Annotated in this window: 12 protein-coding genes; 3 read left to right on the top strand and 9 right to left on the bottom strand. The window is 62.2% G+C overall.

All coding sequences use genetic code 11. From position 1 onward, the window contains the following. Window positions 1-202 precede the first annotated feature (202 nt). On the top strand, window positions 203-706 hold the full coding sequence (locus tag ALVIN_RS07175; RefSeq protein WP_223295276.1) for a hydrogenase maturation protease: 504 nt from the start codon (window positions 203-205) through the stop codon (window positions 704-706). An 84-nt stretch (window positions 707-790) separates the two neighbouring features. Here ALVIN_RS07175 and ALVIN_RS07170 read toward each other — a convergent pair whose 3' ends face one another. From ALVIN_RS07170 to iscB, 7 genes are all read right to left on the bottom strand, one after another. Then, on the bottom strand, window positions 791-2,284 hold the full coding sequence (locus ALVIN_RS07170; protein ID WP_012970659.1) for an AAA family ATPase: 1,494 nt from the start codon (window positions 2,282-2,284) through the stop codon (window positions 791-793). A 69-nt stretch (window positions 2,285-2,353) separates the two neighbouring features. After that, a complete protein-coding gene (locus tag ALVIN_RS17805) occupies window positions 2,354-3,652 on the bottom strand; it encodes a hypothetical protein (protein WP_012970658.1) in 1,299 nt (432 codons plus the stop codon). A 47-nt stretch (window positions 3,653-3,699) separates the two neighbouring features. Next, window positions 3,700-4,725, bottom strand: a complete 1,026-nt coding sequence (locus ALVIN_RS07165) for an Rpn family recombination-promoting nuclease/putative transposase (protein ID WP_012970657.1) — start codon at window positions 4,723-4,725, stop codon at window positions 3,700-3,702. Between the two features lie 3 nt (window positions 4,726-4,728). After that, entirely contained in the window at window positions 4,729-6,318 is a 1,590-nt protein-coding gene (locus ALVIN_RS07160) for a hypothetical protein (protein ID WP_012970656.1), read from the bottom strand. A 232-nt stretch (window positions 6,319-6,550) separates the two neighbouring features. Beyond that, entirely contained in the window at window positions 6,551-6,883 is a 333-nt protein-coding gene (locus ALVIN_RS07155) for a HigA family addiction module antitoxin (protein WP_012970655.1), read from the bottom strand. 10 nt (window positions 6,884-6,893) lie between these two features. Next, on the bottom strand, window positions 6,894-7,163 hold the full coding sequence (locus tag ALVIN_RS07150) for a type II toxin-antitoxin system RelE/ParE family toxin (protein ID WP_012970654.1): 270 nt from the start codon (window positions 7,161-7,163) through the stop codon (window positions 6,894-6,896). A gap of 141 nt (window positions 7,164-7,304) precedes the next feature. Next, complete coding sequence (gene iscB, locus ALVIN_RS07145) at window positions 7,305-8,654, bottom strand: RNA-guided endonuclease IscB (RefSeq protein ID WP_012970653.1); 1,350 nt, start codon at window positions 8,652-8,654, stop codon at window positions 7,305-7,307. A 414-nt stretch (window positions 8,655-9,068) separates the two neighbouring features. Between iscB and ALVIN_RS07135 the strand changes: the two genes are divergently transcribed. Together ALVIN_RS07135 and ALVIN_RS07130 are read left to right on the top strand one after the other, a co-directional pair. Next, complete coding sequence (locus ALVIN_RS07135) at window positions 9,069-9,740, top strand: DUF599 domain-containing protein (RefSeq protein ID WP_012970652.1); 672 nt, start codon at window positions 9,069-9,071, stop codon at window positions 9,738-9,740. A gap of 115 nt (window positions 9,741-9,855) precedes the next feature. Then, window positions 9,856-10,287, top strand: coding sequence for a hypothetical protein (locus tag ALVIN_RS07130; protein ID WP_043795561.1), 432 nt, complete (start codon window positions 9,856-9,858; stop codon window positions 10,285-10,287). A gap of 119 nt (window positions 10,288-10,406) precedes the next feature. Here the strand turns inward: ALVIN_RS07130 and cobD are convergent, their stop codons facing one another. Then, window positions 10,407-11,405, bottom strand: a complete 999-nt coding sequence (gene cobD, locus ALVIN_RS07125; protein WP_012970650.1) for a threonine-phosphate decarboxylase CobD — start codon at window positions 11,403-11,405, stop codon at window positions 10,407-10,409. A gap of 68 nt (window positions 11,406-11,473) precedes the next feature. After that, window positions 11,474-12,583 (bottom strand): glycosyltransferase, encoded by a 1,110-nt coding sequence (locus tag ALVIN_RS07120; protein ID WP_012970649.1) that lies wholly within the window; start codon window positions 12,581-12,583, stop codon window positions 11,474-11,476. Between the last annotated feature and the right edge of the window lie 32 nt (window positions 12,584-12,615).

The raw sequence follows: 12,615 nt of genomic DNA, 5'->3' as shown, positions 1-12,615 counted from the left end.
GCCAAACGCCCTGTCGTTGGCCAATCCGATTCGCCGATTATGGACGACGCCGGTCGCCGCTCGCACCCGATCGAGGTCGAAAACGGGCGGATCAAGACCCATCGGACCGTGGTACTCTCGAACTGGAGCGTCGGGCTGCGCACTCTGGCCGGCGTGTGCGGACGCTCTGAAATTGGAGGTGACAGTGGAATCCGAATTGAACGTGAACGATGATCTAGGCGCGGACATTCTGCTGATTGGACTCGGCAATCTGTTGCTTGGCGATGAGGGCGTGGGTATCCATGTGCTGCGTCGGCTCGAACGCGATTACCGGCTCGAACCGGCCGTCACGCTGATCGACGGCGGCACTCTGGGCCTGGACCTGCTGCCGCTGTTCGCCGAGCATCGGCGCATCCTGATGATCGATGCCATCGCACTCGACGCGCCGCCAGGCCGGATTGCCGTCTTCCGCGATGCCGACATCCGCCGCGCGCTGAGTCCGAAGCTCTCGGTGCATCATTTAGGCGTGTCGGATCTGCTGGCACTGCTCCAGTTGCTCGACGATGGCCCGACCGAGATCGTCCTTGTCGGCATCGTGCCCGAATGTCTGGAACTGGGGCTGGAGCTGTCGCCGTCGGTCGCGGCGGCGATTCCCGACGTGATCGAACGCGTTGGCGAGATCCTGAGCGGATGGGGTGCAGCGCTATCAGACGGCGACTCCCATTGATGCCGGCGCGTTGAACGGCATCCGGCCGGCCAGTTCGTCTGCCGCTCCAGGCATGGAACGAACGGCCGGCTCTTGGATCGGGACTCAAGACGCCGGTTTGATCTTCATCTCCGCGATGCGCTCGGCGTACTCCTTCAACTTTTTCTTCATGACTTCGCGCAGCGGGTAGGTGTTGCCGATCACCTGCAACAGCCGGTCGCTGTCGAGTGCCGAGCGCCCGTCGACGAAGGCTTGCTCGATGGCTTCCTTGACCACGGATTCGATGTCGGCGCCCGAATAGCCCTCGGTGGCCTGGGCCAGTCGGTCGAGCTGGATCTGGGCCGAGAGCTTGCCGCGCTTGTGGAGGTGGACGCGGAAGATGTCGGCGCGCTCTTCGCGGCTGGGGAAGTCGACGTAGAAGATTTCGTCGAAGCGGCCTTTGCGCAGCAGTTCGGGCGGCAGGGCCGAGATGTCGTTGGCGGTGGCGATGACGAACACATGTTTGGTCTTGTCCTGCATCCAGGTCAGGAAGTAGCCGAACAGTCGGGTGGCGACCTCGGAGCCGTCGCCGCCGGCGCCGATGCCGACGAAGGCTTTTTCGACTTCGTCGACCCAGAGGACGCAGGGGCTGACGGCTTCGGCGACCTGGATGGCGCGGCGCATGTTGGCTTCGCTTTCGCCGACGTATTTGCCCATGAGCGAGCCCATGTCGAGCTTGAGCAGCGGCAGGTTGAAGAGGGCGGCGGTGGCTTTGGCGGTCAGGGATTTGCCGCAGCCGGGCATGCCGACGATCATCACGCCCTTGGGCGGTTCGACGCCGAAGGCGCGCGCGGCGGGCCAGTCGGCCATGACCTGGGCTTTTTGGTTGAGCCAGTGTTTGAGGCGGCCGAGTCCGCCGATGCTTTCCAGGCGCTCGTTGACGGTGAGCATTTCGAGGGTGCCGCTCTTGCGGATGATCTGGGCTTTTTCGGTCAGTACGAGGTCGAGGTCTTCGAGTCCGATGTCGCCGTCGCGCTGGTAGCCGCGATTGATGAGCTGGCCGATTTCGTAGCGGGTCAGGCCTTGCAGGGCGAGGGCCATTTTGCCGATGGTGTCGGCGTCGGTGTTCAGTTCGTAGGCTTGGACGTAGTCGGTGACGAGTTGGCGGATGGTGGTTTCGTCGGGCAGCGGCATTTCGAACAGGGTGATGAATTTGTCCAGTTCGGGCGGCAGGAAGACTTGGGAGGACAGCAGGAAGAGGGTGACGACGGCTTCGTCGTCGGCGAGGAGGCGGTTGACCAGGGCTTTGAGTCGGGCGACGGCCAGCGGTTGATCGCGCAGTCCGAGATGGGCGTCGCGGATGACGATGACGTGGTGGTTGAGGTCGTCCCAGTCGAGCAGGGTGTCGAGCGCGGTGGCCAGGTCGCACCAGTCGGTTTGCGGGCGCTTGGTGGCGAAGTCGACCAGGCCGCGCGCCATGTTCCATTCCAGGATCTTGCGATCCTCGGCGAGGTCGCGGATCAGGGCGTCGGCCTCGGCTTCCTCGTAGGTCAGGAGGTAGAGGATTGGGTAGTGGGATTCGACGTGGGCGCGGAGGGTGGCTTGGAGTTTCTGAGTCATGTCATGGAGTTAGAATAAGTGTCAATCAAAATTTAGGACGAAATGCATAAATACACGTGCCAACCTCAATCAATTTAGACACGCCTCACGAATAATTCTAAACAAATTAGATTCGCCCCTGGCGTTTAAATTATTGATCTTCATACCCCTTCCGCCACCAAAAATATCCCCGAAAACATCTCCAAAAATTTCACTATAATCACCATTGCCTTCACTTGCCATAAAAAAATCCCCTTGCTTGAAAGCAACCAATTCACCCTCCATCGTAAATTCAGTATACGCATGCTGTTGATTATTGAAATTCAAGTATAAATTCCAGGGGTGATGACCGCATAGCTCCTTGTCAAAATTGCTTGATCCTTCACGCACAAATGGATCACGATCATCAAAATCTGCGCCAATGAAATTGGCGCCTCCACTCATGGCATATATCAGTTCAGCAATTCGCGGCAAGCGAAATCGACTCTTGCTAGGATTGCGCACATTTAAAATCCCAATAAATTTCTGCCGATCACTTAACTCAGTGTTTTCGTAAAAAGAAGATGGATCACTGACTGGCTTGTGATTCTCTTCCATTAAGAAATTCCGCTGCTCATTAGTTATTGGCTGCTGACTCAACCAAAAGCCATTCATGCGAACAGCAATGTATTCATTGCTTTTGCTATTGAGGCTTACAAATTTCTTCTTTGCCGACCAACAGCCAGGCGGTATCCAAACAAAAACTATTCCAGTCAATTTCTCAGTCCAGGTTGCACCGGGGCAAGGCTCTAGCGGCATAATCTGCGCACCTGTTTTTAATGCCTCGGCAATCAGCCGATCATCGGCCTCGACCGCGAAAATCCGACTCAGGCTTTTGACAAGCAAGTGATCCTCTGACTCATCAATCGCATTGACAGCCGCCAACTCTTGCGTCAGACCATGTGAATGCAGCCATTCAGACAACAGACCATTGCGATAATGGTCGAGAACTTCGATGGTAAAATTAGCACGCAAATCATCAAGCCGACTTACGCGCTTCCCATTGATTGACAAAGCAAATTTGAGCCGACTGCTTTCTTGGCCGGACATTGCAACCACAGCGGCAGGACGAACCTCCCGCAACGCTTCGGCAATCACACGCTCATCGGCATCGATCTGAAACACATGACACAACGCCTTGAGAAGCGAGTGATCATCGCCATCCTCCAGTGAGGCCAGCGCCGTCAGCTCATCCTGATATTTTCGCGTCATCAGCCATTTAGCTAAAACACCACTTCGATAGTGAGCTAGAATCTCGGGCGTAAAGTGATCGCGCAGTTCATTGATATCCTTGACTTTGATGCCATCAATCGAAAGGTCGAACTTGATCAGTTTCATCTCGTCACCCATTTTTGATAGCTCCACGCTCAGACGTAGGAGCAAGCCTGCGATAAAACTCAGTCGTCAGCAAAGACATCGCGCAACTGACGAGCATCCAGAATTCGTTCTGCCCAGCACTGCAACTGCTCGCTGTTCGCCGCTTGCAAGCGAGTGCGCACATCTTCAGGTAGCGGGCCAAAGCGTTTGGTCAATAAACGCTCCAGCAAACTGGATTCGCCTTCGATCAATCCTTGAATGCGTCCCTCGATGCGCCCCTCCATGCGTCCCTCCATGCGCCCTTGTATACGCCCTTCCTCAATCCCCTGCTGCTTCCAGTCCTGCGTCCACTCGATCACACTTTCGGCCAACATGGTTTTGATCTCCAATAAGTCGCCCAACTCAGGCAGATTGACGCCCGGCATCCGCCCCGGAATCAACACCCGTTTGATCCACACGGTAAAGGCGCGGCGCAGACTGGCCTGTTCCGGGGCATCGAGCCAGTCGATCAAGGCCGCTATCGCCGTCTGCAACGGCAACGGCCCCCGGCTTTTCTCCAGCCGAAACAGCGCCGCCACCAGATTTTGCAACGCCCAGGGCGCACTCTCGTCAATCGCGCCCTCATCCAGCAACAGATAGCGCAGACGCGGCGCATAGTCACGCAACCGCCCCGGCGTCGGCTCGATCAGATCGAGCAACTCCGTCGCCGCCGTCCAGCGCGGCTTGCCGTTGTAGAGCACGATCGGCAGCACCGGCGGCAGCCGCCCGGCCTCGGTGAACGCCCGTTGTCGGATCAGATCCTGATACAGCAACCCCAGATAGGTCAGCAACCGCACCGCCATAAACACATCGACGCTGGATTGAAACTCCAGCAGCAGATACAGATACAGCCAGCGGTCGCGCTCCCCGTCGCGTAGCCGCACCCGCCACAGCAGATCATCCTCGCGCTCGCGCAGATCCTCGCTGATATAGCTGCCACTGACCTGCTCCAGACTGTCGAGATCCAGATCCGCCACCCAGGGTTCATCGACGAACCCGACCAGCAGATCGCGCACCATCTGCGGATGCGAGAACAGCAGTTTGTAACTGGGATCGTGCGTGTTCATGGATTATGCAAACAACTTCAATGGGTTTAGCTTACCGAGCACGGCCGCGCCCGCCTCCTTGAGTCCATCGGTCAGCGTCTTGAGCATGGTCGCGGCCGTCTTGACCAGCACCTTGCCACCGGCATAGAGCGCATCGCCGATCGTGCTGCCGGCCATGCCGCCCACCACACCGCCGACAAAGCCCCCGACCATCGCCCCCACAGGCCCGAACACCACGCCGATCGCCGCCCCCTTGGTCATCCCGAGTCCCGCGCCGACGAGTCCGCCCAACGCACTGCTGCTGACCGTCCCCATCGCATCCAGCGCTTCCGGCCCGGTCAACTCCCCCTTGGCCAGCTTGTACAGGATCTTCGCGTTCTCCAGACCAATGTAGACCGCACTCGTGATCCGGCCCGCCGGAGTGCCCTTGAGCACCGCACCCAGCAACCCGTTCTTGGCCGCAACGACGACCGCCCCGGACACCGCGACCTGCACGCCGACATGCTTACCGCTCTTGATCGAACTTTGGAAAAACTCCTTCAGATCCTCACTGGGCGACGGATTCTCACGTCCCTGGAGCCGGTTCCAGACCCGCCGCCCGAGAATGCGCGCCCCTTGCAGCCCCGCCGCGACGGTCGCGCCGATGAGCGCCTGCTTGCCGATGCCCTTGACGATGTTGATCCGGTTGACATCGTTCCATTCGTACTGGCGCAACTCCTGCTTTTTCTGCGCCTCATAGCGCATGGTCGCCAGCTCCTCGCGGCTCGGCATCGCCACCTTGACGCCATCGACCTCCAGCGTACTCGTCACCTTCAGATCCGGAAACTCGCTTTGCACCCGCGCGACCTGATCCTCGTGCACCAGTAGCGTCGTGCCCTTCGGATAATCGTGCCGGCGCAGGTTCTGAATGAGATTGTCGGTACTGCCGTAGGTCTTGACCTGGACGTTGGGGATGACCTCGCCGCTCGCGTTGCGCAGCACCAGATCCGGCGAGTTGTAGCCAGTGCTCCCGACGACCTCGGCGCGGACGCCGGAATGATTGGCCTGAGCATTGAGATTGAAGCGGTTGGCGACCTCGGCTTCGGCCATGAAACCGTGCAACGTCTCGCCTTGGTTGATGTGACCTGCATGCGTCGTCACCACGTCGCGGAAGCACTGATTGGCCTCGCCAAGCGCCTGATCGATCCGTCCGGCATAGTCGCCCACCTGAGCCACACCCGCGATCCCGGCACCCTCCTCGATACGCCTGGCCAGCCAGCTCTCGCGGCTCTTGCCCTGGTCGAAATGTGCTTGGAGCGAAGCCCGCGCCGCACTGGACGCCTCGACCGTGGCGATGATCTCACGGGCGGTGGATTCGAGTTCGGCCTCGTCGCGCCACAGCGTCGGATATTGACGAAACTCCGCCGTCAGCCAAGCGTCGAGCGCCTGCCGATCTTTGTTCTGCTCATAGGACGCCACGAAGCGAGTGATGAGCGCGCCGGTCTGCTCGGCGTTCGCCTCGCCGCCGAAGACTTCATCGGCGACACGATCGGCGGACGCCTCGTCCTGCCCCTCCGGGGCGTGGAGATTCAAATCCTTGTTTTCAGGCTCGGAAGCGGGATTCGAGTGACTCATGGGGTGCATCCTTATCGTTGTGTTGACGTATCTGTCGTGGAGCGACACCGGCGATGACGGTCACGCCATTTTAGGCGGATCGTCAACGAAAAAGCGTGCAACCCATCTCAAAACAACCCGACACCATCGGTCGATGTGCTCCCCGGCTGAAGCCGGCTCCACTTGGGGACGAGTATAGGACAGAGGTGCGACAGACTGAGTCGCAGCTGGAGATTCGGCGGGAACTCGATGGCTACAACCGTCCCGGCGCCGTCATCCCTTCCCCGGCGCGTGCGCGCTGCACGGTCGGGAGTGGTGTCGACTGCTTCAACTGCCACAAATCATAGGCCGCCTGCTCACGCAGGAAGCTCTCAGCCGTCGGCCCACCGTGCTCGGTCGCCAGCCAGACCTCCAGACGGCGTGCCAGATCGACCGAGATCCCCGCGCGCCCGTGCAGCACGCGCGACAGCGCCACGCGCGAGATCCCGAGCTGGCGAGCGGCTTCCGAAACGGTCAGACCCAAGGCCGGCAACACGTCTTCGCGCAGTGCCTCACCCGGATGCGGAGGGTTGAACATAGGCTTCATGGTTTTGACCTCAGTGATAGTCCAGATAATCGACCTGTTCGGCGTCTTCGCCGTCGAACTCAAACACCAGACGCCAGTTGCCGTTGACCCACACCGACCAACGGCCATCGGACAGCGGATGGAGTCGCCAGCCCGGATAGTCCATGTCGCCCGGTGCATGAGCGGCATCGAGGCGAGCCAGTTGACGCGCCAGACGCGGTGCGTGATGAGGCTGGATACCGGCTTTCGATCCGGTCTCGAAAAACCGGCGCAAGCCTGCGTGGCGGAAGTGCTTGATCATGGCCGGAATGTATCGCGAAAAGATACAGCCGACAAACGAAAAGACCGGGCGGTTGCTGCCGGCGGTCTGGAATTCATCAGTTTTGCGCGAGAAACCCCGTCCTTCCGGGCGGGGAGGGATAGCGCGCGGCGCGTAGCGCCGTCAGGCCGCCCGTCTCGCCTTCTCCGCATCTGGTTTAGGTTGGAAGGCGTAGCCATAGCCGTCAGCGCGCTGGAGGACGCGGCAATGGCGGTAAGAAACCCCCTGAACGGTTCCGCCCTGGGCCTGGATGTTGAACGATCCCGTTTGGCGCACCGCCACGCGCCCGACATGCACGCCGGCCTTCTTGCCCTTAGGCACCTCGGCGCGCACCCAATCGCCGGTCTGGAAGCCGTGGACGCGCTTGTGGCGCATCAGATAGCCGCGCGGGAAGCCGTTGTTGAACGTGCGCGTGCGGCGGTAAGCGCCGCGCCCGGTGGCGCGGATGGCCAGGACCGGGCGGTTCCAGTCGCGCACCTGATCGACGGCGCCGACACAGGCGGCATCGAGGGCATGGGTTTTGGGGATGTCCAGGCGCGTGCGATTGAACTTGGTGCGTCCGCCCGAGCCGGTCTCGACCGCGAGGCCCGTGGTCTGGAGCGCGTTCAACAGCGCCCAGCGCGTGGCATTGACGGCGGCGGCGTCCTGAAGCGGCGCTTGGGCCTGGGCTTGGATCCGGTGCAGGAGCGCCGGTTGGCGTTTCAGAAAGTCCTCGATGGACTGGTTCGCCTTGCGCTGATTGCAGGCTCGGCAGGCGAGCGTCAGGTTCGAGACCCGATCCGAGCCGCCCCGCGCGCGTGGAACGATGTGCTCGATCTCCAGCGGTACGTGCGTCGCGCCACAATAGGCGCAGGTGCGGTGCCATGTCTCCAGCAGGTATTCACGCACTTCGTAGCCCGCCAGTTCGCCCTGTTGGTACTCCACACCGGAGATCTCCGGGTTCTGGAGCGCCTGGGTATCGAAACGCACCAGTTCCTGACTGAGGGCGGTGATCGGGGCGAGCCGGCGCAGCCGCGCCACCCAGTTGAGCGTCGTGTCGAGCCGATGCTGTAACGACGGCGGCAACCAGCCCTCACGGCGGGGGCGATTCAGAAAACGCGGCGCCCGGTAGCGGGTCTTCCGAGACCGGCGTGCCCGGCGATAGTGACGCCGCAGCGTCAGCGCCTCCCGGATCGCCTGACCGCGATGCGCCAGTTCCCCAAGCCACAGCCCATGCTCCAAGCGCTCGACCGCGCCCGTGTCCGCATCGCCGGTCTCGGATTCGCGAACGATGGCCAGCCCCGTGACGCGACTGCCCGGATCGAGCTTCAAGCGCAGTGGTTGAACCGCGCCGCCGATTCGATCCTTCAGCCGAATGGTGAAGGGGGCCAGACGCACCACCACCGCGCGTCCGCGCTCCAGCAACAGCCGCGCGCGTTTCTCCGTGCACGGCATCAGCGGATGTTTCTGTTTGTCGAGTACGAATACCGCCATTGGTCTGTTCCAAACGTCTGCCCTTACGGGCCTGGTGACGGAGCCTTGCGGCTCGCTCCCCTCGGGAATGTCTGCAACCGGCTCCCGCCTCGCGGCGGCGATCGGAACCTTCGGCGCTTTGCCTTTCGCCTGCATGATCCCGACCTTCCAGAGTCCGGAACTGAGGAAGCATCCCGGAGTGGGTCTCAACGACCTGTTGCAAACGGAGCGGATGTTCACCGCTGTCCCTGGTCAACCCGGCTCGTGAGTCGCCTCACAAGCCCCCGCCTTCAGGCGGGGGTAGTTGACATCAATCCGGATTGCTCCTGCTCCCGGACGCCCCGATCTACAGTGCCAGGGTCTGATTACAGCCTGATAGAAAGGCGTGCATCGCGTAAGATAATCAGCCTTGTCTAGGTTTTTGGAACAGTCGAGATGTCGAATTGGCCGAACCCGCCGAGCCACGAGTGGTTCTGGGTCAGTGCCGGCCTCGTGTTGCTGGCGCTCTACTATCTTTGGATGGCGTGGCGAACCTGGCTCGACCCGCTGTTCAGCACCCAGGGGGTCAACCGTGAGGCACGGCGGGCCTGGGTCCAGCACATCATGGCCGATCCGGGATTGGGCATCCTGGCCGTACAGACACTGCGCAACTCGACCATGGCGGCAACCTTTCTCGCCTCGACCGCGATCCTGCTCATCATCGGAGTGCTGAACCTGAGCGGCAAGGCCGACCAGATCAGCACGAGCTGGCAGGCTTTGAGTCTCTTCGGTCAGGTCGATCCAAAGCTCTGGGACATCAAGCTGCTGGCACTCCTGATCGATTTCTTCGTGGCCTTCTTCAGCTTTGCCATGGCGGTGCGGCTCTTCAACCACGTCGGCTATCAGATCACGCTGCCGCCCGCGCTCCGTCCGGCGGTCGTGAGTCCCGAACAGGTCGCCCGCCATCTCAATCGGGCGGGTGGTTTCTATAGTATCGGGATGCGCGCCTATTATCTGTGTGTCCCACTGGTCTTCTGGCTCTTCGGGCCGCACTTCATGATGCTCGCCTGTCTGGCTCTGATCCCCATCCTCTATGCGGCCGATCGAGCGCAAACGAACGGCCGTTAGAGCAGTCCACGCTCGGCGAAGGATGTCCCGTCTCCGTCACCGATGAAGTCATCGAGCGAGTCGGTGAGATCCTGAGCGGCTGGGGCAGCGTACTCGGTGAATCGATGAGCCAGTCATGGACGCCCGGATTGAGTGCGAGCGCCATCTTGGCGGCAAATTGTGCCTGACGGCCGCTTGGATACGTCTGAAGTCCCATCTGTGCGCCGGCGATCAGCGCGCCGGTGAGTGCGGCAATCTCGAAGCAGGCGATCCGGCGCAGTCCGGCATAGGCGGCGTGGCGTGTCGGTCTCGACGTATCGAGCGGTTGCCGGTCATCCAGACTGTCGTCGGTACCGATGCCCAGACAGATCAGCTTGCAACAGCCGGCGAGCTTCGCCCGCTCGGCGGCGTGCCGTCCCCGGCTCAAGGCGACATCGAGACGATGGCGATCCAGCGGCTCGTCGGTGTGGGGTGCAAAGGGAATCAGACTGCCCGGATCGACGAACTCGCAGCGATCCACGCCCGCCCGAGCGTCCGGATCGACCCCAGTCGTCGACAAGCGCCGTAAGTGCTCGGCCAGCCGGGGATCAGCGACGAAACAGAGACACCCGATTCGTTTCGTGCCCCTCGACTCACACCCACGATTCACTTCGGCCACCGGAACGGCCAGCCATTCGGGCACTCCCATCAATGTCCGTCCAGTGCCCCGAGCGCGTGCTCCAGACGCTCCCATTCCGCTTCGCACCCCGGCAGGCCGAACCGCAGACTGGCCGGCTGCGCAAAAAGCCGAGTGAGGATTCCCTGTTCGCACAGCCGCTCATGGAAGTGCTCAGCCTGTGGTGTCAGCACCCATTGAAAAAGCGCGGTTCCGCCCGTCGGAGTCAGACCCTGACGACTCAGGAGTTCGGCCAGCCGCTCCGAGGCTGACGGCAACGCGGCGCGCATCGCCGACTGCCACGCCAGATCCTCCAGCGCCGACCGCGCGATCCAGCGCGAGGGACCGCTCAGGGTCCAGGGACCGAGCGCCTGCGCGGCCCGCTCGCGCAATTCGGGTTCGGCGAACAGGAACCCGACCCGCGCCCCCGCCAGCCCGAAGAACTTACCGAGCGAACGCAGCACCACCAATCCAGGCCGCCCCAGATACGGCAGCACACTCTCGTCGGGCGTGGCGTCCATGAAAGCCTCGTCGACCACCAGCCAGCCGCCGCGCGCCGCCAGACGCGCATGCCAGTCGAGCAGGGTCGCCACCGGCCAGCGTCGTCCAGTCGGGTTGTTAGGGTTGATGACCACCAGCACATCGAGCCGCTCGTGCTCGGGGCCATCGTCGAGCCAGTCGCCCGGATCGCCGTCGGGCAGACTGATCACACGATGCCCGGCGCGATGCCAGGCGTGGGCATGTTCGCGATAGCCGACCTCGGGAATCCCGACCCGACCGGGCGGACGCAGGGTCGGCAGCAACTGGATCGCGGCCTGTGAACCGGCGAGCGGCAGCGCGCCCGAAGCGGCGTAGTAACACTCGGCGGCGATCTCCAGCCCATCGTCGTCCTCGGGCAGACGCGCCCAGACGCCGGGCGGTACGGCCGGCACCGGCCAACCGTTGGGATTGATGCCGGTCGACAGATCGATCCAGTCCTCCAGCGGTCGCCCGAAGCGCCTGACCGCCTCGCGCAGTCGTCCGCCATGCACGGGCGGCGCGGACAGCTCCCGGAGCGCGGCATCCGGAACCGTCTCAAGAACAGCACTGACGTTCATCTTCAGCCCGTCGCGCGAACCGGAATCGAACGGCCCTTCCAGTCCACACTGTTGCACACCAGGGTGCGATAGAGCGAGCGGGTGAAGATCGCCATGAAGAACAGCAGCGAGACCGGATAGCTCAGCGCCGTGAGCCAGCCGAAATTACCCAGCCGCCGCAGCAGCCACTGGATCTGGAGCACATAGGCGCCATAGGCGATGCCTCCGGCCAGCGTCCAGTTGGTCCAGCCATCGTGCGGCCAGGTGCGGAAGGCATCGAAGGCCGACATGCCGCCCGCGATCCAGGCGGTGATCAGGAGCAGCATCACGAGGTCGGTGGTCATGGCCCCGCGCGCGAAGTTCTTGGTCCAGCCATCGGCCAGATCGCGCAGTCCGCCCGGATACATCCGGAAGGCAATCACCCCCTCGCCGATGAAGTTGCGCGTCGGCACACCACGAAGCGCCATCTCGCGCGCCAGCGCCACATCGTCGATGATCTCCTCGCGCACCAGACGATGACCGCCGGTGCGGAAATAGTCTTCGCGCGAACAGACCATGCAGGGTCCGAACGCCCCATTGGGTTCCAGCCGGTCGCCCAGCAGCGTGAACGAGCGGATGCCGCCCATCATGATCAGCGAGAAGCCGGCCGAGAGCCGCTCATAAACACGACGCATCCGGTGGTAGGGCTGGATCGAGACCAGACCGCCATGCCGCGCCTGGGTGGCGACGATACGCCGCAGACCGCCGGGTTCGAGTTCGGTGTCGGCATCGAGGAAGACCAGCACCTCACCGCTCGCCGCGCGCGCCCCGGCCCAGCAGGCATGCGGCTTGCCGATCCAGCCCGGTTCCGGCTCGGTCAGACTCAGGGTCGTGACACCGGCCGCGCGCCCCAGTTCAGCGGTGCGGTCGCTGGAATTGTCATCGACCAGGATGACCTCGAAATCGGGATGATCCTGAACGCGCAGCGAGGCCAGCAGCGGCGGCAGCCGCGTCTCCTCGTTACGCGCCGGGACGATGACCGAGACACGCCGCTCGTCGAGCCGCTCAGGCAACGGCGGACAGCGGCGCATCCGACCGAGAAAAACGAAGGCCAGCGCCCAGGGCGGGAGCAGCCAGAGCAGTTCGATAGGCATGATGATTGGACTCGTATTTGACGAACGGGTTG

Origin of the sequence: Allochromatium vinosum DSM 180 (assembly GCF_000025485.1) — a bacterium.
In the GTDB taxonomy this organism is placed as follows: Bacteria; Pseudomonadota; Gammaproteobacteria; order Chromatiales; family Chromatiaceae; genus Thermochromatium; species Thermochromatium vinosum.
The sequence above is the reverse complement of the archived record's forward strand: the minus strand, read 5'-3'. Positions and strand labels throughout refer to the sequence as shown.